Source organism: Pseudogemmobacter hezensis (genome assembly GCF_013155295.1).
Classification (GTDB): domain Bacteria; phylum Pseudomonadota; class Alphaproteobacteria; order Rhodobacterales; family Rhodobacteraceae; genus Pseudogemmobacter; species Pseudogemmobacter hezensis.
Genome location: NZ_JABJXT010000010.1, coordinates 145,163 through 165,310, shown reverse-complemented (window position 1 = coordinate 165,310; position 20,148 = coordinate 145,163). Strand labels below are relative to the sequence as shown.

Annotated in this window: 16 protein-coding genes, 1 tRNA gene and 1 pseudogene; 11 read left to right on the top strand and 7 right to left on the bottom strand. The window is 61.2% G+C overall.

The window, feature by feature from the left end:
* Positions 1–488: 488 nt before the first annotated feature.
* Positions 489–1,568, top strand: coding sequence for a tyrosine-type recombinase/integrase (locus HOY34_RS13000; RefSeq protein ID WP_172363529.1), 1,080 nt, complete (start codon positions 489–491; stop codon positions 1,566–1,568).
* A 36-nt stretch (positions 1,569–1,604) separates the two neighbouring features.
* Here HOY34_RS13000 and HOY34_RS12995 read toward each other — a convergent pair.
* The 4 genes from HOY34_RS12995 to HOY34_RS12980 form a co-directional block, all read right to left on the bottom strand.
* Positions 1,605–1,694 (bottom strand) — tRNA-Ser (locus HOY34_RS12995).
* 393 nt (positions 1,695–2,087) lie between these two features.
* On the bottom strand, positions 2,088–2,441 hold the full coding sequence (locus HOY34_RS12990) for a roadblock/LC7 domain-containing protein (RefSeq protein WP_172363527.1): 354 nt from the start codon (positions 2,439–2,441) through the stop codon (positions 2,088–2,090).
* A 163-nt stretch (positions 2,442–2,604) separates the two neighbouring features.
* On the bottom strand, positions 2,605–3,879 hold the full coding sequence (locus HOY34_RS12985) for a dynamin family protein (protein ID WP_172363525.1): 1,275 nt from the start codon (positions 3,877–3,879) through the stop codon (positions 2,605–2,607).
* 44 nt (positions 3,880–3,923) lie between these two features.
* The gene (locus tag HOY34_RS12980; protein ID WP_172363523.1) at positions 3,924–5,948 is read right to left on the bottom strand and encodes a dynamin family protein; all 2,025 of its coding nucleotides are present in this window, start codon (positions 5,946–5,948) and stop codon (positions 3,924–3,926) included.
* A 555-nt stretch (positions 5,949–6,503) separates the two neighbouring features.
* Here HOY34_RS12980 and HOY34_RS12975 point away from each other — a divergent pair.
* Positions 6,504–6,968, top strand: a complete 465-nt coding sequence (locus tag HOY34_RS12975) for a hypothetical protein (protein WP_172363521.1) — start codon at positions 6,504–6,506, stop codon at positions 6,966–6,968.
* Positions 6,969–7,704: 736 nt separating this feature from the next.
* Here HOY34_RS12975 and HOY34_RS12970 read toward each other — a convergent pair.
* Positions 7,705–8,516, bottom strand: a pseudogene (locus HOY34_RS12970) (IS5 family transposase); the annotation flags it as partial.
* 206 nt (positions 8,517–8,722) lie between these two features.
* On the opposite strand from HOY34_RS12970, the gene HOY34_RS12965 reads away from it, so the two are divergent.
* Positions 8,723–9,289 (top strand): L,D-transpeptidase, encoded by a 567-nt coding sequence (locus HOY34_RS12965; RefSeq protein WP_172363519.1) that lies wholly within the window; start codon positions 8,723–8,725, stop codon positions 9,287–9,289.
* 110 nt (positions 9,290–9,399) lie between these two features.
* On the opposite strand, the gene HOY34_RS12960 is transcribed toward HOY34_RS12965, so the two are convergent.
* A complete protein-coding gene (locus tag HOY34_RS12960; protein ID WP_172363517.1) occupies positions 9,400–10,290 on the bottom strand; it encodes a LysR family transcriptional regulator in 891 nt (296 codons plus the stop codon).
* A gap of 190 nt (positions 10,291–10,480) precedes the next feature.
* Here HOY34_RS12960 and HOY34_RS12955 point away from each other — a divergent pair, with 190 nt between their 5' ends.
* From HOY34_RS12955 to HOY34_RS12925, 7 genes are all read left to right on the top strand, one after another.
* Positions 10,481–10,996 (top strand): flavin reductase family protein, encoded by a 516-nt coding sequence (locus HOY34_RS12955; RefSeq protein WP_172363515.1) that lies wholly within the window; start codon positions 10,481–10,483, stop codon positions 10,994–10,996.
* A gap of 66 nt (positions 10,997–11,062) precedes the next feature.
* Positions 11,063–12,211 carry an LLM class flavin-dependent oxidoreductase gene (locus HOY34_RS12950; protein ID WP_172363513.1) on the top strand — a complete coding sequence of 383 codons (1,149 nt, stop codon included), beginning with the start codon at positions 11,063–11,065 and terminating at the stop codon, positions 12,209–12,211.
* Positions 12,212–12,348: 137 nt separating this feature from the next.
* Positions 12,349–12,942, top strand: coding sequence for a glutathione S-transferase N-terminal domain-containing protein (locus HOY34_RS12945; RefSeq protein ID WP_172363511.1), 594 nt, complete (start codon positions 12,349–12,351; stop codon positions 12,940–12,942).
* 40 nt (positions 12,943–12,982) lie between these two features.
* Complete coding sequence (locus HOY34_RS12940; RefSeq protein WP_172363510.1) at positions 12,983–14,506, top strand: fumarate hydratase; 1,524 nt, start codon at positions 12,983–12,985, stop codon at positions 14,504–14,506.
* 8 nt (positions 14,507–14,514) lie between these two features.
* Entirely contained in the window at positions 14,515–15,954 is a 1,440-nt protein-coding gene (locus tag HOY34_RS12935; RefSeq protein WP_172363508.1) for an aldehyde dehydrogenase family protein, read from the top strand.
* A 45-nt stretch (positions 15,955–15,999) separates the two neighbouring features.
* Positions 16,000–17,175 (top strand): CaiB/BaiF CoA transferase family protein, encoded by a 1,176-nt coding sequence (locus HOY34_RS12930; RefSeq protein ID WP_172363506.1) that lies wholly within the window; start codon positions 16,000–16,002, stop codon positions 17,173–17,175.
* Positions 17,172–18,020, top strand: coding sequence for an HpcH/HpaI aldolase/citrate lyase family protein (locus tag HOY34_RS12925; RefSeq protein WP_216654739.1), 849 nt, complete (start codon positions 17,172–17,174; stop codon positions 18,018–18,020). The genes HOY34_RS12930 and HOY34_RS12925 overlap by 4 nt, the downstream gene beginning before the upstream one ends.
* Positions 18,021–18,105: 85 nt before the next feature.
* On the opposite strand, the gene HOY34_RS12920 is transcribed toward HOY34_RS12925, so the two are convergent.
* Positions 18,106–19,104: an SDR family oxidoreductase gene (locus tag HOY34_RS12920; protein ID WP_172363504.1), complete on the bottom strand. Its 999-nt coding sequence runs from the start codon at positions 19,102–19,104 to the stop codon at positions 18,106–18,108.
* A 120-nt stretch (positions 19,105–19,224) separates the two neighbouring features.
* Between HOY34_RS12920 and HOY34_RS12915 the strand changes: the two genes are divergently transcribed.
* The gene (locus HOY34_RS12915) at positions 19,225–20,052 is read left to right on the top strand and encodes a LysR family transcriptional regulator (protein WP_172363502.1); all 828 of its coding nucleotides are present in this window, start codon (positions 19,225–19,227) and stop codon (positions 20,050–20,052) included.
* Positions 20,053–20,148: the final 96 nt, after the last annotated feature.

Here is a 20,148-nt window from a genome sequence, read left to right as displayed (position 1 = left end):
AGCAGCTGCAGTAAGAAAAAAGAAGGAGACACACCCAACCTTGACCCCAGCTTGAACCAAAATCCATAATCAGAGGTGGCTCACTTCTCGGTGACAAAACCGGCTCAGTTCCGCGTGAGATTCAACAACCTGGAACCGCCGCGCCCCGGCAAGCGCTATCCAGAACTACGCTGATCCGGTTAGTTCTTTGCAGAAAGCGCAAGAAACCCCGATCCACCCCGTTGTTGCGCACGAAACCACCACTCACGCACAACAATCCGGTTTGATACGCATGGATGCCACCCCTCCCTCCGCTCTCTCTCAGGAAGGGGGTGCGTGATGGGGGCAGCCAAGCCAAGTCAGGCCGCAATTCGCCGCGGCATTGAGGCGCTTGAGGTTTCGGGGAAGTCCGTGAGCGGCCTGCGCTTGATGCGCGACGGCAGTGTCGTCATTATCGCAACCACGTTGGCGGACGATCTACCCCCTGAGCCACGAGCGGGAGAAGATGAATGGGACAAGGCAACCGGAGTGGGATCGTGACGCTCACCGGCCTTAAGGTCGTGACCAGGCGGGGAAAGACCTATCGCTATTTTCAGCGCAAAGGCCAGCCTCTGATAAAGTTGCCCGACCTGCCGGTCGACCATCCCGATTTCTTGCGGACGTATGCGGATGCGAAAAAGGCCGCGCCCGAGAAAGCCCCGGTAACTGCTGGATCATTCGAGGCGCTTGTCAGGGCGGCCCTTTCATCAGACCATTTCAAGCAGTCCAAGGATGCGACCCGCGCTATGTTTCGCAGGCATTGCGACGCCCTCGTGACGGAGTTCGGCGCACTCTCTGCGCGCGGCCTCAGATCCCGGCACATCCGGGCAAATCTGCCCCAGAGCACATCCCAGGGGCACCGCCTTCGGACATGGCGTTTCCTGTGCAATTTTGGCGTCACAGCGAATTTGCTTGAGCGCAATGAAGCACTGGATGTGGCCATGCCAAAGGCGAAGGCAAAAGGCGGTCACCCACCATGGACGTCAGAGGAAGTCGAGGCATTCCGCAAGCGATGGCCAATGGGGTCCTCGACACGCGCCGCCTTTGAAATCCTACGCTTCTCAGGAGCGCGTATCAGCGATGCCGTCTGCCTCGGTCCCGGAATGGTGCGAGACGGAGTCCTCAGCTACAGGCAGGTAAAGACTGGCGGTCCTGCTCACATTCCATGGACTTGTCCGCTGCCGGATTTTGCGCAGCATCTCTCAGAAGATCGCGCCCTGATGCACGAGGCACTCAAGGCACTCACCGGGCAGATGACGTTCCTTGATGCCAAAGGGAAAGCCAGGTCAGAAAAGGCCCTGGGCACCATGATCCGGGAAGCTGCCATTGATGCAGGGTTCAAAAAGAGTGCACATGGGCTGCGAAAGAGCCTGGCAACCGAACTCGCAGAGGGTGGCGCTACGGCGCATCAAATCAGCTCATGGACAGGTCACGAAACCCTTAAGGAGGTTGACCACTACACCAAATCAGCCGACCGCCGCAGAGCTGTGATTGGAACAGAACAGGATCGGAACATTGTAAACCGATCAGGACAGCGTTGGAAAACCTGAATTTAATACAGCGTTTTCAGCGGCTTAAGGTAATAATGGCGGACAGTGAGGGATTCGAACCCTCGAGACGGTTCCCCGCCTACACACTTTCCAGGCGTGCGCCTTCGACCACTCGGCCAACTGTCCGTCTTTTGCTCTCTACACTCATGACGCAGCCAGCATCAACCCCTGATTTTGCACTCTGAAGCACCCCGCGCTGCTTAAGCATCGCTCTTATGTCGCGGCTCCGGTGATCAACGCTGCGCTGCCGGTGCCAGAGGCTGCCCGACGGTGCGCCCGCTCGGGGCATTGCCGACAGCCAGCCCCCCTCCGAAAATCGTATGACTATGATACATCGGTCGAAATACTCAGGCGCGAGGGTGACGGATACCAGCCCGACGCAGTCGGCGCCGTTGCCCGGCAATCAGGCCGCGCCGGGCAAAAGTGGTCTATCGCATCAAAGAACGCTCGTGGAACGGCGCAAGCCGGCCAATAGCTGTACTGGGGTTACAGATCGGCCGGCCGCGCCCTCCCTGGCAATTACAGCGTAATGCCAGCCTCAACACCTTTGAGCTTGATCCTTGCCAGACCCAGGTTCGCCGATTTGCGATCAAGCGCGACATAGATGAACACGGTGGGCGCCGAGGTCAGCGGACGGATCAGGTGAAACTGACGGCCCAGAGTGATGAGGATGTCCTCGATCGTGTCAGAAAGCTTAAGCGCATCGATCGCCGCCAGTTTGGCCTTAACCACCTGGGTGTTCAGCGCCGATGCAGCCTCGAGGTCGATTTTGCCACCACCTTCAGACGCCAGCATAAGGCCGGTTTCACTGTCAACAAGACAGCCACCGATAAAGCCATCAAGTTCGGTCAGTGCAGCAATGTTCGTGCTCATTTTGGTCTTTCCTTTTGTCTTTCTCTGCACGCGGGTCTTTCTGACCTGCGCGGCCTCGGCCGAGGCTCTGGGTCTTCGTGAGGGCTTCGGCCCGTGTATCGGACTCATGTTGCAATCCGTGATTGGTCTTCTCGGGATTCAAAAGGCGCAAGGCCCCTGAATCTTATTGTCCTTTCTCATTGAATAGTCGGGTTAGCAGCTGGTCGATCAGATCGATGACCGGGGTGTCACGGGGGGAGACATCGGAACCTGCAACGATCTCTCGCCAGATCATGGTTTCGCGCGGAATGGCGCCGGGGGGCGCCGGATGCGGCGCAGCCACGGCAGCCTGCGGCTTGGTGTCGGCTGTGAAATAGCCTGACATCACGCGCTGGATTGCCGCCTCTATACTGCTGACCAGGGCCTCGGCTGGCGCGGCGGGTTCGGCCTCTGCCTGGGAGGGTATAAGTGGCGCAGGATCGTCGAAGCAGACAGAGAGATCCGGCATTTCTGCCTGCGCGCTGTGATCCGCCTCTGGCAGTTGGGCGATCTCAGACACAATCTCGGGGGTCAGCTCGAATTCCGGGGCAGGGTCGCGCAGGATCAGCGGCATCGAAAAATCCGCATCATCCCCGCATACATCCGCGGTGGCATCCGCAGCTTCAGCCACGGCCACATCAAAGCGGGTATCATCCGCGATATAGCGATCAAGCAGCCGCAGCCTTCTGCCACGGATCCTGTCGATCTGCGCCGTGACCAGCGAGGCCAGCTGATCAATGCCGCTTTCTGCAAAACCATCATCATCGGCATTCTCAAGCGCGATCTTTGCCTGCATCGCCGAAATCGGAGTGGCGGCGGCGAAAAGTCCGTCGGCCTCGCAGCAGACCCGGCGCATTACGCGATCGCGTTCCTGCGCATTGCGCAGCTTGTCGCTGCGGGTAACGGCCAGGATGCTGTTTGCCCGAATGCGGGCCGGCACTGTCAGCCAGGCCGCGCGTTCTGACTGGCGCCATGCCTGGGTGGCGGGCGTGCACCAGATTGCCAGGCTGGCATAGGACAGCATTTCCTGAATGACGCTGTCGGGCCGATCAGGATCTGACAATCCGGCAAGATCGATGATCTCGCAATCCTTCAGCACATCGGCGATCACATAAAGCCGAATATAGCGGGCGTTGGATGGCACCCAGTCGATGCCCTCAGACGGCAGCGGCTGCTGCCTGCCGTTTGCATCAATGAAATGCCCCTCTCTATCGCCATAGCTGATCCAGACCGAGGGCAAGGCGGTCGCGGTCGCCCGGATCGGCAGGATGTCCTGCCCCAGCAAGAGGTTGAGAAGCGTTGACTTGCCAGAGCTGAACTCGCCGGAAACCGCCAGCCTGGGCGGCGCATTCGCCCTTTCCGTCAGGCGTGCCAGCGCGGCGGGGCTGACGATGCGGTCGGCAATCTGATCATATGCCATTGAGAAGAGCCTTCTATACAAGAGATCCGGAAGCGGGCCGCTTCTCAGAGAGACCGAAACTGGCGCAGATCGTGGTTCAGCTCGTCCAGCGCCTTGCTGCGATCTTGCAGCATCGGATGGGCCTGGCCTTCGCGCAGCGGGGTGCCACGCGCGATTGCCAGCGCAATATCTGCCTGCTCATCCATAAACGCCCGCAACAGGGTGCCGACCGCGCCAAAGCTTTCCGCCGCTGTCGCAATCAGCTCGTCGCGGATCGAGTTGACCTCGGCTTCGACAAGGCTGTGATACTCTCTGGCCAGCCCCGCGCTGCTGATATGCGAGGCCATCCAGGCCTTCCAGCGGGTGGTCTGCAGATCGACAACGATGGTGCGGCCCAAAGCAATCGGCGGGGCCATTGCCGGGGGGGCGGGCGGTTGCAACTGGATATCGACTGCCGCATCGCCCAGCATCTGCTCCAGCAGATCGGCCATCGCCTGCGCGACCCCGTCACCGATATCGCGGCAAAACGTCCGCAGATCGCTGGCATAGCGAATATAGGCAGTGCGCAACCGCATCCGCAGATGCATCGGATCACAGGTCTCGACCCCGGCGCGCCCATTGGCTTTGGCGCGGTCCAGCAGTTCGGCGGCCATCCGCTTTACGTAATCTTCGCTGCATTGGGTAACGCGCTCGACCAGCGCCTGATGAAAGGCGGTCAGATCCTTGCTGATATAGGTTTCTGCCGTCTGGCGAAGCCTGCCGATCTTTTCGGTGACCTGTTCTTCCGACAGGCGCGAAACCGATGAATTGGCGGCCGCATTGCGGGCGCGGGCGGTCTGCACCAGATTGCTGAGGCGGCCCCAGGTCTCTTCGGTAAGCTGCGCAGCGGCCCCTTCGCTGACCGCGCCGCCGATCGCCTCTAGCAGGTCAGGCACGCCGGAGTGCTGCCAGGCAAGCGCAGGAAATGCGGCGGGGTCGATAGCCTCGTCCTGCTGCGCAAGCCGTGCAAGCGACGCGCCCGAGGCCGCGGGCAAAGGCACAGCGCCACCGCCAAGAACCGCTTCGGCCCAAAGCGCACTTCCGAACACGATGGTTCCGATATCGCCAATGCCGTGGTCTGCAAGCACGCGCTGCAAGGCGCTGCGGATCTCTGGCACTTCGCGTGCCGGATCCTGCAATTCATCAATGCGGTTCACGAATATGATGACGCGGCGGCTTTCCAAAGCGCAAAGCAGCTGGATCAGCGCCAGATCCACCGAGTTCATCGCCTGAGCGGCCGACAGGACGACGACACAGATCGAGGCATTGGTCACGCTGCGCAAAGTCACCTGTTCGCGCATCAGGAACGGATCATTGACGCCGGGCGTATCTTGCAGGGACAGCCCGACCGGATAGCCCTCAAGGCCCACATAGATATCGGCCGAGCGGGTAATATCGGCAAAGCGACCCTGTCCTGCAGAGGCCTCATCCGAGCCATACTGATCGCCAAGGCAGACATAGCGCTCGATCAGCTGCTGGGTATATTCGTCATATTTGTGACGATTGCCCAGCAGCAGTTCAAAATTCCGTCCAAGGCGTTTGCGGGATTTGAGATACATATCCTCGACCTGGGCGCGGATCTCATTCAGCTCACCATCCGCCTGGGCCCGTTTCGCCAGCTTGCCAAGACGGCCGCCTTCCTGAATCAGCTCTTCCCATTCGCTTTGGTCGAAAAACACAAATTCAGCGCGGACATTGCGCGGGCGAGGCGTGTTTACGTGAAGGGTGGTGACCACTGATGTCCAGGGATTAACATCCGACGGCAGCAGCCCTGGCCGGCCCGCAAGCGCATTGACCAGCGCCGTTTTGCCTGCCTTGACCTGACCAATAAAGGTGATCGGCGCGGTGAAACCTGCCAGCCGGGCCCTCAGCTCTGTGAACTGATCCTCAAAACCATTGGGAAGCAGCTTCTCGACCCGCTCTGACAACTCTCCCAGCGTATCAAGCGTCGCGCGAATTCCGGAAAGCGTCGGGGTTGAGTGTTCAAAGGGCCGAAATGCATCAGCCGGGGCCGCCACATCGGCCATATCTGCACTGGCATAATCACGCATTTTCGTCGCCCCGCAAGCTGAGTTGTTCTGGCCTGTGCCGGCACCATGAACGCGACGAAAATTCTTTAAGTGGCACGATCTTAGCTAATATGGTGAAAACAATTCTGGCAAAATAATGGCTTAGTTTGGCCCCTTGTCGGGCAGCACGGGGCGCGGGGCATCAGACCCTTATTTTTTGAATATAAAATGCATATTTCTCAGGTATTTCGACGGATAAAGATTCTGCTTCTGTGCTTGCCGATGCGGGCGGAGCCGGGGCCACCGCAGCCGCGCAGAGGCCACATTTGCCGGATATCCTTGGCAAATCAAAGGCATCTGCCAGGATGATTCTGCAGAGGCCGCTCTGGCCGATTTATCGAATTATCACTGGTAAAAACCTGTCCGAATGATCCCGGATTTTGCCGCAGAGGGAATCGGCCAGCAACACCAGGCCTGCGCCTGCCTGTCAGACTTCGTCTCGCCTTTTCGCAGGACAGAAGATGGTCAAAGTTAAGTCCAATTCACGCCACAATTGATTACAACCATGGGATGAGTCATATCATGACGGAGGGCAAAATGTCCGATGCACTTATTCTAGCCGAAAAGGCCCGCGCCAGAAGGGCTCGCGCCATTGAACATATTGGCGTGAAGCGCGACCCCAGCCTTTCTGAGATGCCCGAAAGCGGTATTACAGGGCATCGACTGTTTGGCAGCAAATCAACATCTGTCGCCAGGCGAACCGAAGAAACGGATGCGACGCGGGATCAGACCGCAAACATCCGGCTTGTTTTCAGAAACAGCGCCTTTGATGAGGGGCGTGTTGCTGAAAAGAGCGCCGCCGAACCCTTCAGGATCAGCGCCGTCAGGCAGATCTCTGACAGGGCCTCAGAAAAGGTCTCCGAAAGGGCAACCGTCGCAAAGACCGGTATCGATGCCACGACCGTGCAGTCTGCGCTGCCGGATATTGGATCGACCGAGATGGGGCCGCCCTATGTGCCGCCGCCCAATCGCGCGGCCAGCCTTCTGATGCAGGTCAGATAAGGTTTCACCCCTGCGGATCAGGCCCGCGCTGTGGAGCCACGGTCCGGGCAATCTGTTGCCGGCATGCCAATGCCGGCCGGGGGGCGGTCACGGTATCAGGGCCAGATGTGCAGCTGCCCGCCCTTTCTGGTCCGCCCGTTCTGGTCCGGGTCGGTGCGGCACCTGCGCAGCAAAGATCTGCGTGCCGCAAAACAAGGCGATACGCCGGGCTTCACCGCGGCATGCGCCCCGGCTCTGCCTGTGCGGCAAGCGCACCGGGCATGATAGCGGCACGTTCTGCACAGAGCCAGGGCAACTGCCCATCGGCGCCCTGACCGATGCCGTTTTGAAGGGGCTGTGAAATCCGGCGTGCCCTCGCGCAGCCGCCCTGCATCCATCTAAAAGGCGCATTGTCCAGAACCAACCGCGCCGCGGCTCATGCACTTCCGGCGGAAAACCTCTTCCTCGTCTTGCTCATGATGCTCTTCATTGCTCAGGGGGGGGCCTCTGGCAAACACGGCGCGGTTGAAACAGCCCAGCGTGGTGATCGGCGCTGTCACTGTCGCACCACTGCGGGTGACCGTGCCGATCTGGGGGCAGGGCATATGGCCTCTTTATCCTCCAGGAGGTCAATCACGCGATAATCGAAGCGGCCATTCGGCGACGGTTGCAGCATATCGCCAAGACGCGCTTTAGGCTCTAGACTCATTAACTTTAGAGCGAGAAGAGGACGGTTGCTGCGAGGGCTATGGCCGAGAGCGAGGGCTATGGCCGAGAGGAAGACAATGGGGCACCTGTCGTATCGGGTTGCAACTCGTCGCCAGTCCTTGAGCCTGCCGAACATGGTCTCGATGCGGTTGCGGCGTTTTTAGAGGCGCTTGTCGTATCGAACTTTCTTCTTGCGGGTTTTCCGCCCCGGGATGCAGGCGCTTATGCCTTTGTCTTTCAACGCATCTCTGAACCAATCGGCCCTCGCCGGTTCGCTTGAACCGGTGGCGCGTCACCGGCTCGATATCCCCGATCCGCCGGCATCCACTCTGCCTTTGGAAAGCTGCGCGAGCTGTGCAGCGGCTCCGCTGTAGTCGCTGACCGGACCGGCTGTGACAAACAGGCTGATCGGGCGGCCTTGGGCATCGGCAACGGCGTGAAGCTTGGTATTCATACCATCCTTCGTGCGACCGATCAGGCGACCACGCCCCCCTTTTTTACCCGCAGGCTGGAGGCCGTGCGATGAGCTTTCAGGTACCCTTCGCCGGGGCGCTCGAACCAGTGGCGCTGCCCCGGCTCGACATCGATCATGATGGTCTTCTCGTCGGCAGCCTCCGATGCCAGACCGTGCATTATTCGGGTGAACACCCCCATCCGGATTCAGCGCTTTCAGCGGTTGTAGAGCGTCTTTGATGGACCATACTCGCGAGGGGCATCACACCAGCGCAACCCATTGCGATTGATGAAGATTATGCCGCTCAAGACACGGCGATCATCGACGCGTGGACGGCCATGGCTCGTGGGGAAAAACGGCTCGAGCCGCGCCATCTGCGCGTCAGTCAGCCAGAATAGATTGCTCATCAGAAGGGGCTCCTGACACCTGCTGAATCACCGAACAGCAGCACAATCAATGGGGCCTGATCCTAACCAGGATGTTATCGATCTTCACGCACGTGTGAAAGTCGGTGCGAAGATTGTGGTGCATTAAGCCTTATCCCACAAGCCCGGGTTAACGCAGCCGGGCCCAAGCAGCCGAATGTGGCAAAATCCCCTGAAAAGGATATAATATGAGCATCCCTCCCTCTCGCCGCCATGCGCTGATGATCGGCGCCGCTGGCCTTTTCACCCTGGCCGCGCCCGCAATTCTGCAGGCCCGGCCGGTGCAGAATCCGCGCAACAATGCGTCGAGCTTTCAGATGCAGGACTGGCGCGATCACTTCGACAGCCTGGGCAAAGGGGTGATCCTTGCAGATACCTCCTCGAGGGCGCTGCATTACTGGTCTGGCGATGGCAAAGAGCACCGGCTGTATCCGACCTCGGTTCCGCTGAGCGAAGAGCTGACAAGGCGCGGCTATACCGAGGTGGTGCGCAAGCGCGTCGGGCCGGACTGGACGCCGACGGCTGATATGCGCAAACGCGATCCATCGCTTCCGGCCTATCTGGCGCCGGGGCCGGACAATCCGCTTGGCACCCATGCGATGTATCTGTCCTGGCCTGCCTATCTGATCCATGGCACCCATGACACGCGCAAGATCGGGCGGCCCTCATCCTCGGGCTGTATCGGTCTTTACAATGAGCATGTGGAAGAGCTGTTCGCGGTGGTGCAGGTCGGCACGAAAGTGCGCCTGATCTGAGGGCATTGCCCTGGGCGACCATCCGGGCCGTCATGACATTGCGCCCGCGCGGATCCCCGCGCGGATGAATGTCGATGCTTCTGGGCCGCAGGCCCGGATGTGTTTGCCGCTCAGCCAATGGCCAGTTTGCGGCAGAGATCCGAGAATTTTCCCGTCAGGACCGAGGGCGGTCTTTCGCGCTGCACAAGGCTGAGTGCAGCGGTTGGCTTGGCTCCTACGATCTCACGATAGACAACGCCGGAGCTTTGCAGCTGGCACATCGATTCCGGCACCAGGGTCACGCCAACACCCGCCGCAACCAGGCTGACCGTCGAGGCCATCTGCGGTGCCTCCTGCACGATGCGCGGGCTGAACCCTGCATTCTGACAGCCCGCAACAATCGCGTCATAGAGCGCCTGGCCATTGGTGCGCGGGTAAAGCACGAAGGGGTCGGTCGCCAGCATGGAAAGCTTCAGCCGTGTCTCATTCGCCAGCGGGTGGCTGGCAGGAAGCGCGATCCGCATCTCTTCATGGAACAGATGTTGCACGCGCAGATCATGCACTTCGCCGGGAGCAGGCCGCAGAAAGGCGATGTCCAGCTTGCCATTGCGCAAATTCTGCAGCGAAACCCGGGTGGTGTTTTCGTCAAGCACCACCTCGACATCGGGATTTTCCGCCCGGAACCGGCTGATTGTTCCCGGCACAAACGGGTTGAATGACGCCGAACTGGTAAACCCGATCTTGATCGACCCGCGTTCACCACGCCCGATCTGGCGGGCCGATGTCATCGCGCGTTCCGCCATATCCAGCACATTGCGCGCATCGGTCAGGAAGGCTTCGCCTGCCGGGGTCAGCTCAACGCCCCGGGTCAGCCGGTGGAAAAGCCGCGTGCCCACCTCTTTTTCAAGCAATTGAATCTGCTGGCTTAATGGTGGCTGGGCGATCCCTATTCGCCTGGCGGCCCGGGTGAAATGCAGCTCTTCGGCACAGACTACGAAGTAGCGGAAGCGACGCAAATCCATATGATAAACCTATCGAAAAGAAGCATCCCATATATTGGACACAATGCTTTGCCTCGGTCATATTGTCTACAGGAGGATGCGGCAGACGCTGCGCAAGGGGTTCTGGCACGCCAGAGCAGGAGGCCCGGCAGCGCCTTGAACCGCATAGAGACGCCGGTGATCTGACACGCACCGCGCAGGGGGGACGAAAATGACGGACTGTGTTGCAGCGCCCGACGCTGCCTTAATTGATGCATTCAAAAATGCCATGCGCCGCCAGGCTTCGACAGTGACTATCATCACTGCGCGTGACGGCAGCGGCAGACATGGTATGGCGGCGACCGCGGTCAGCTCGGTTTCGACCACGCCGCCCAGTCTGCTGATCTGCGTCAATAAAAGCGCCAGCCTGCATGGGCCGATCGGTAGCAGCGGGGCCTTTTGCATCAATCTGCTAAGCTGCGATCATCACGCCCTGGTGCCTTTGTTCAGCGGCAAGCTGAAGGGGGATGAGCGGTTTCGGAACGGCGACTGGGCCGAAACGGAAACGGGCATGCCCTATCTGCGCGACGCCCAGGCCAGCATCTTTTGCAAAGTGGCGCAGACGGTGCCCTATGGCAGCCATTCCATCTTCATCGGCACGGTCGAGGACATCCAGCTTTATGGCGAGGCGGCCCCGCTGCTTTACCAGGAAGGCTCGTTGTTTCGCTCGCATTCGCTGGCCTGCTGAAGCCGGAGCCCGGGCTGCCTGACCCAGGTGCAGCCGAACAAACCTATAATAGCGGAGGAGAAGCCAATGAGTAACCTTGACGCGTTCCGCGCGGCCAATAACCCGATGTTCAATGACAACAAGCTGAAGCTGGGCATTTTCGGATCGAATTGTTCGAATGCCTGTGCGATCACCATGGCAGAGACCAGCTTCGAGCCAACTTTCGAGAAGAACCTCGAAATCGCGCGGATGCTGGAAAGCTCGGGCTTTGAATGTATGGTGCCGATCGCGCGCTGGCGCGGGTTTGGCGGGCCGTCGAATTTCAACGGCAATTGCATGGAAACCTATACCTGGGCGGCGGCGCTGGCGGCACAGACCAAAAGCATCTACCTTTTTGCCACCTCGCATGTGCCGACCATCCATCCGATTGTCGCGGCGAAAATGGCCACCACGATTGACCATATTTCCAAAGGACGTTTTGGCCTGAATATGGTCTGCGGCTGGTTCACGCCCGAGATGGAAATGTTCGGCGTCAAGATGATGGAACATGATACCCGCTATGAATATGCGACCGAATGGATTCAGGCGGTTGAAAAACTCTGGACCGAAGAATGGTCTGAGATGAATGGCGAATTCATCACCATCAAGAACGGCTTCTCTGATCCCAAACCCTTCCAGAAACCGCGTCCGGTGCTGATCAGCGCGGGGTCGTCGCCGAAGGGTCGCGAATTTGGCGCGCGCTTTTGCGATATCAACTTCTCGGTGGTTGAGAACCTCGACAAGGGCAAGGCCTGGGTCAATGACATGCGCCGCCTCGCCTATGAGCAGCACAGGCGCGAGATTGGTGCCTTCACCTATTCCTATGCGGTGGTGCGCGACACCGAGAAAGAGGCAAAGGAATATTACGACTATTACGTCCATGAAAAAGGCGACTGGGAGGCCTGCGACAATGTCTGCCGCGTCTTCGGGATCGAAAGCGGCAGCTATTCGAAAGAGTATTTCGACAAGTTCCGCGCCAATTTCATTGCGGGCTGGGGGGGCTATCCGCTGGTCGGCACGCCCGAGCAGGTGACCGACAAGCTGATCGAGCTGTCGAACACCGGCATCGATGGCACGCTGATCTCGATGGTCGATTACAATGCCGAGCTGCCCTATTGGAACGAAAAGGTGATGCCGCTGCTGGAACAGGCAGGCCTGCGCAAACCGATGCGCCAAAGCGCCCAGGCTGCGGCCTGAAGAAGACGGGGCCGGATCGGCAAAGCGCTGCTAAGCTGGTCCGGCAAGGGGGGCGTCCGCCCCCCACCAATTCCTGCAGGCGCCAATTCCTGCAGGCGCCCTGTCCTGCAGGCGCCGTGCCCTGAAAGTGAGATGCGATGAAAGTCCTGATCAATACCACATCCCCCTTTGCGCGCCTGGCGCGGATCGCGCTTTTGGAAAAGGGCCTTGGCTTTGACGAGCAGGTGGTCAATCCCTGGGGCGATGACGCGGATCTGCTGGCGGTCAATCCTGCAGCGCGGGTGCCTGCGGTGATCACCGATGCTGGCACGAGTTTCAGCGAAAGCCTGCTGGTGGTGCTCTGGCTGGAGGCGACGCGGCCTGCGCCTTCGCTGCTTGATGGCGATAAGGATCAGATCATTGCGAAATCGGGGCTGGCCTACGGGGTGATCGAGGCTGCGGTCCATACGATGGTCGGTCGCGTGATCACCGACGCCGGGTTCGATGCCGCGCCGGTGGGTCTGCGGCGGCGGCGCAGCATCCTGAACGGCTTCGCGCGGCTCGAGGCCGATCCGCCGGCCTGGCATGGCGGCACCCCCGACCTTGCGGTGATCGCCACGGTCATCGCCTGGGATTACGTGGCGCTGCGCTTTGGTGCAGCGGGCTGGCTGACCGATTTCCCGCGCATCGCGGCGCTCTCAGCGCAACTCGCGGATCGCCCCTCCTTTGCGCAGACGGCGCCCTTCGTATGAAACCGCCTGGCCCCTTCTCTTCCGGCAGCGAGATGTCCCGATGACACGCGACCTGGTCTTTATTCGCGGCGAAGATATTACCGAGACGGTGCGCGCAGGCCTGCAATTCGTGGCCTGCTACCATCCGGCGGATTATCTGGAGCATCTGATCGCGGCCTGGCACCGCGAGGAAAGCCCGGCGGCAAAGAATGCCATCAGCCAGATCCTGACGAGTTCCAGGATGGCAGCACTCGGGCGGCGACCGATCTGCCAGGATACCGGCATGGCGGTGATCTTTGCCAAAGTCGGCCAGCAGGTGGTGATCGATTCCGCCCATTCGCTGGCCGATCTGATCAATGAGGGCGTGCGCCGCGCCTATCTGGATGCCGACAACCCGCTGCGCGCCTCGCTGGTCTCGGATGCGATATTTGCCCGCAAGAACACCCGCGACAATACGCCTGCGGTGATCCATGTCGATCTGGTGCCGGGCAGGACACTGGATCTGACCATAGCTGCCAAGGGTGGCGGATCCGAGAACAAGACCCGTTTTGCGGTGCTGAACCCGGAACAATCGGTCGCGGATTGGGTGGTCGATCAGGTAAGGACACTTGGGGCGGGCTGGTGCCCGCCGGGGATGATTTCGGTCGGTGTCGGCGGCAGTTCGGAAAAGGCCATGCTGATCGCCAAAGAGGCGCTGAACGAGCCGATTGATATGGGCGAGATCATCGCCCGTGGCCCCCAGGATGAGACCGAGGCCCTGCGGCTGGAACTTTACCAGCGGATCAATGCGCTTGGCATCGGGGCCCAGGGCCTGGGCGGGCTGACGACGGTGGTGGATGTGAAGGTGTCCTCCTTCCCGACCCATGCCGCGTCAAAGCCGGTGGCGCTGATCCCGCAATGTGCGGCGAACCGCCATGTGCATCTGGCGCTGGATGGCTCTGGTCCGGCCTATGCCGAGGTGCCCGATCTGAACGCCTGGCCCGAGATCGCGGGCGACGATACGGCTGGGGCACGGCGTGTCGATCTCGACCGGCTGACCCGCGAAGAGATGGCCAGCTGGAAAGTAGGCGAGACGCTGCTTCTGAACGGGCGGATGCTGACCGGGCGCGATGCGGCCCATGCGCGGATGAAGAAGATGCAGGGGCTGGGTGAGCCGCTTCCCTTCAGCCTCAAAGACCGCGTGATCTATTATGTCGGCCCGGTCGATCCGGTCGGCGCTGAGGTTGTCGGGCCCGCAGGCCCCACCACCGCGACCCGGATGGACCCCTATACCGATATGGTGCTGGACCAGGGCCTTTTGTCGATGGTCGGCAAAGCCGAGCGTGGCGAGGCGACCATTGCCGCAATCGCCCGCCACCATGCCACCTATCTGATCGCTGTGGGCGGGGCGGCCTTCCTCGTCTCGAAAGCCATCCGCGAGGCGCGGGTGGTGGCCTTTGCCGATCTCGGCATGGAGGCGGTCTATGAATTCACGGTCAGGGATATGCCGGTTCTGGTCGCCGTGGACAGCGAGGGGAACTCGATCCACCGGCTGGGGCCGCAGGCCTGGGCGCGTCCTGCGATGCGCCCGAGCGCTAAAGTGTAGGAGAGAAGATGTCTGAGAATTTCATCGGCGGAAAATGGGTGCCGGCCCGCAGCGGTGCGCAGCTGGACTGCCTGGCCCCGGCGACGGGCCAGCCCTTTGCCACCATCGCCGACAGCGATGCACAGGACGTCGATCTGGCAGTCAGGGCCGCGCGCAGGGCTTACGACGAAGGCACCTGGGGCCGGATGACCGCGACTGAGCGCGGCCGGATCATGTCGCGCTTTGCAGCCGTCATCCTTGACCATCACGCCGAACTCGCGGCGCTGGAATCGCTCGATACCGGTAAGCCCGCCTCGGTGGCCCGCGCCGATATCACCGCGCTGGCCCGCTATTTCGAGTTTTACGGCGGGGCGGCGGATAAGCTGCATGGTGAGACGATCCCCTATCTCGATGGCTTCCAGGTCTCTGTCCTGCGCGAGCCGCATGGCGTCACCGGCCATATCCTGCCCTGGAATTACCCGGCGCAGATGTTCGGGCGCACGCTGGCACCAGCGCTGGCAGCTGGAAACGCCACCGTGCTGAAACCGGCCGAAGATGCCTGCGCCACGCCCCTGCGGCTGGCGGCGCTTTCGCAAGAGGCGGGCTTCCCGGATGGTGCGATCAATGTGGTGACCGGGCGCGGCGCGGTGGCCGGATCGGCGCTGGTCAGCAATCCGGGCGTCGATTTCGTGTCCTTCACCGGCTCGCCCGAGGTGGGGCAGGTGATCCAGAAGCTTGCCGCCGACAATTACATCAGCTGCACGCTGGAGCTGGGCGGGAAATCCCCGCATCTGGTCTTCGAGGACGCCGATTTCGATCAGGCGATCCCGGTGATCTGCAAGGCGATCATCCAGAACACCGGCCAGACCTGTTCGGCGGGCAGCCGCGTGCTGATCCAGCGCTCGATCTATGACCGCTTCATCGCCCGCCTCGCCGAGGCCTTTTCACAACTGCGCGTCGGCGCGCCCGAGATGGACCATGACTGCGGTCCGATCATCACCGCGAAACAGCAAAAGCGGGTGCAAAGCTTCATCGATCGCGCCAAAGCCGCAGGGATCCCGTTGCTGGCCGAGGGCCGCCCCGACCCGGGCCTTGATCCGCGCGGCTTTTACGTGACGCCCAGCCTTTTTGGCCCGGTTGACCCGGAAAGCGAGCTTGCCCGCGAAGAGGTCTTCGGCCCCGTGCTGGCGGCGCTGCCCTTTGACGATGAGGCAGAGGCGATCCGCCTTGCCAATGGCACCGATTACGGCCTTGTTGCCGCGATCTGGACAAAGGATGGCGCCCGCCAGATGCGCGTAGCAAAGCGTCTGCGGGCAGGTCAGGTCTTCCTGAACACCTATGGCGCGGGCGCAGGGATCGAGCTGCCCTTCGGCGGCAATGGCAAAAGCGGGCATGGCCGCGAAAAGGGCTTTGCCGCGCTTTACGATTTCTCAGTAACCAAGACGGTTGTTCTGAACCACGGCAGCTGATGCTGCCGCCTGGATCAAAGTGTTGAAATGCAAGAGGGATATAAGATGCGCCCGCTCGACGGAATTGTGGTTGTAAGTCTGGAACATGCGATTGCCGCCCCGTTCTGCACCCGGCAGCTTGCCGATCTTGGCGCGCGTGTCATCAAGGTCGAACGCCCCGAAACCGGCGATTTCGCCCGCGATTATGACACCCGCGTCCAGGGTATGGCCTCGCATTTCGTCTGGGTGAACCGCTCGAAGGAAAGCCTGGCGCTGGATCTGAAAAAGCCCGCAGATCTTGAGGTTTTGCGCCAGGTGCTGCAGGGCGCGGATGTGCTGGTCCAGAACCTTGCGCCGGGGGCCAGTGCCCGGATGGGCCTGTCTTATGAGGCGCTGAAACAGGATCATCCGCGGCTGATCGTCTGCGATATCTCAGGCTATGGCGAGGGCGGGCCCTATAGCAACAAGAAGGCCTATGACCTGCTGATCCAAAGCGAGGCGGGGTTCCTCTCTGTCACCGGCAGCAAGGATCAGCCCGCGAAAGCCGGGTGCTCTATCGCAGATATTGCGGCAGGCATGTATGCCTATACCAATATCCTGGCGGCGCTGATCAATCGCGGCAAGACGGGCAGCGGCTGCCGGATCGAGATTTCGATGCTGGAGGCGATGGCCGAATGGATGAGCTTCCCGCTCTATTATGCCTATGAGGGCGCGGCTGGCCCGGTTCCGGCGGGGGCCGCTCATGCCAGTATCTATCCCTATGGGCCGATGATGGCCGGAGATGGAAAATCCGTGATGCTTGGGATCCAGAATGAACGGGAATGGCAGGCTTTCTGCCGTGATGTGCTGTGCCAGCCTGGATTGGCCACTGACCCGCGCTTTGACACCAATGCGAAACGCTCGGCGGATCGGGAAACGCTTTGCGCGATTATCCTTGATTGCTTTGCCCATCTGACCGCCGAGCAGGTAATCGCAAGGCTGGATACTGCCGGGATCGCCAATGCCAGTGTCAACGATATGGCTGGGGTCTGGAACCATCCGCAACTCAGGGCGCGAAACCGCTGGGTCGATGTGGCGACCCCGACCGGGCGGATCCCGGCTTTGCTTCCGCCGGGCGTTCCTGCTGAATTCGCGCCACGCATGGATCCGATACCCAGGATTGGCCAGCATAACGCCAGAATTCTGGCCGAGCTTGCAGCCAGCCAGGACAGCCGCAAGCCAGTCGGAGCCGTGCAGGGATGAGCAAAGTGCCTGTGCCGCCTGATGACATGGCATTGGCACTCTTTGTGCCGGCTGACCGCCCGGATCGCTTTGCGAAAGCCTTCGCGGCAGGGGCGGATGCGGTGGTGATTGATCTTGAGGACGCCGTCGCAGAAGCGGAAAAGGATCGCGCCCGCCAGGGATTATTGGCTGCATTGCAAGACCTGATGCGTTCCGCGGGTGCCCATAAACCCCATGTGATCATCCGTATCAATGGTGCCGGAACAGCCTGGTATGAGCGCGACATTCAGGCCTGCCGTGATTTGCCGGTCAGCGCCGTGATGCTGCCAAAAGCGGAATATCCCGAAGATATTCTGTCTTGCCGCAATTCATCGGGCAAACCGGTGCTGGCGCTGATCGAATCCGCCCTGGGGCTGCATCATGCGGTGAAGATTGCTGCGGTCGCTGACAGACTCGTATTCGGTTCGATCGATTTCGCGGCCGATCTCGGATCGGCCCATAATCGTGAGGCATTGCTTTTGGCGCGCAGTGCGCTTGTGGTCGCCTCACGCTGCGCAGGTCTGCCGCCGCCGGTCGATGGGGTGACAACAGCGGTTCACGATGCAGCTCTGATCGCCGGGGATATCCGTCATGCGGTCTCTTTGGGTTTTGGTGGCAAGTTGCTGATCCATCCGGCGCAAGTTTCTGCAGCACGGGAAGCCTTCATGCCTGATCCGGAAGAGCTTGCTGCGGCCCGCAGGCTGATCGAAGCGGTTGGCGATCAGGCCGTCGTGAACCTTGACGGGATGATGGTCGATGCACCGGTCGTCATGCGCGCGCGACAGGTATTGCGACGTGCAGGACAGGGGAAATCTGCGCAAAAGTAATACAGCGATGCCGGGTGACCCGGTTTGCCAGCGGGGTGATGGGGGTGGGCGGTGGCGGCGGGTCACACCCGCCCCCTGCCCCTGATCAGCCTTTGAACCAGGCCACCTCATCGCGGATCGTCTCGGCGATGGGGCGGAAGGTCAGACCCAGTTCAGCGCGGGATTTCGTAGGGTCAAAGCGGGTGCGCCCGGCCTCGGCGCGCATGGTGCGCACGGTGGCAAGGCTTAAAAGAGCCGGGCGTCCGCTGATGCGGGCGATCACCTCCTGCAGCAGCGCAATCGGCCACAGGACGGCGACCGGGATCCGGCGTTTTGGGGCCGGAACCCCGGTCACCTGCTGATAGATCTGCACCAGATCGGGCATGGTGATGTGATGGCCGGCGGCCAGGTAATGCTCGCCCCGCCGCGCTTTTTCGGCAGCCGCCGCCATGGCAAAGGCCACGTCCCGCGCATCAACGAAAGAAAACGTCCCCGGTGGAATACCAGGCAGCGCCCGTTTCAGATAATCAAGCGTGAACTGCCCCGCAGCCGTTGGCCCCAGATCGCCGGGGCCATGCATCCAGCCCGGCATCACAAAAGCCGCGAACATATCGGGGTGGCTGCGCAGGAAGTCCTGCACGACCGCATCAGACTGCATCTTGCTGCGGTAGTAATCATCGGCGTCGCGCGGATCGCGACGCATGCTTTCATTGATCAGCGCGCCCCGCGGACCATTCACCACCGCGATAGAGCTGGTATGGATAAACCTGCGCACACCCGCCGCATAGGCCGCCGCAATCAGCGCAGCCGTGGCGTCGACATTGATCCGCTTCTGCATCTCCCAATGTTTGCCGCCGCCATAGCTTTCGCGGAAATAGGCGGCGGTGTGAAAGACCACATCACAACCCGCAAGCATCGGGGCAAAGCCCGCAACATCGCGCATATCCCCCTCGATGACCGTAAGCCCGGGGATATCGCCAAACTGGGTCTGTGCCTTGCTGCGCGAGCGGGCCAGCGCCCGCACGGCCATGCCGCGCTGCAGCAAAAGCCGCACAAGGTTGCTGCCCAAAAGCCCGGTCGCGCCGGTGACGAATACAGTCTGCATCTTGATGATCCTGCCTTGCGCGGATTGCGCCTGATCCAGGGCAGATAACGCGGAAAGGCTTTGCGCAGAACGCATAGCATGGCAAAACGGCTTTGCCGTAGTGCAAAGCGGGGTGCAGAAATGAACTGGGATGATCTGCGGCTTTTGCTGGCGGTGGCGCGGCGCGGCAGCTTTTTGCGCGCGGGTGAGGCGCTTGGGATGGCCGCCTCGACCCTGTCGCGGCGGATCACCCAGCTTGAGGCAGAGACCGGCGCGGCCCTGGTCGAGCGCGGCGCCGATGGCACCAGGCTGACCGCACGCGGCGCGGCTTTGGTTCAGGCCGCGCAGGATTTTGAGGCAGCCCTGGCCCCGCCCCCGCAATCCCCGGGCCTTTCAGGTCGGGTCAGGGTCACGGCGGGCGAGGGTTTCATCGGCCCTGTCACCGATACTGCGGCAGAGTTCACCGCCGCGCATCCCGGCTGCACGGTCGATTTCACCGTCACCCCCGATCTGGTGAAACTGTCCCAGGGGGCCGCAGATATCGCCATCCGCACCCTGCATCTGGGCGAGCCCTCGCTGATCTATCAGCGCCTGCCCGATGTGGCATTCGGCCTTTTCGCCCGGCCCGAGCTTGCCACACGCGAAGATCTCACGCCCCAGGCGCTGCCGATGATCGGTCTGTTGCCGCCGCAAGATCAGCTGCCGCATATGAAAGCCGCGCGGGCCGCCGGGTTCGGCACTGTTCGCATCCGCGTCTCGTCCTTTGCCGCGCAACTGGCGGCGGTTCAGCGTGGCCATGGCGCGGCCGTTTTACCCAGGGTGCTGGCAGGCGGCCTGGCCGAACCCTTCCCCGACCTGAGGCTGCCCGGGCTGGAGGTCTTTCTTGCAACCCGGCCCCAGGCCCTGCGGCAACCCCAGATCAGGGCCTTCTTGGAGATGCTGAAATCGCGCATGACCGCTGGCGGATAGGCTGCGCCGACCGCAGGGAAAAGAGATCAGCCATTGCGAAATCCGCAGCTAAAAAACAATGCCCGTTTCATTGCGCTTTTTGTAAGCTGCGGGGAT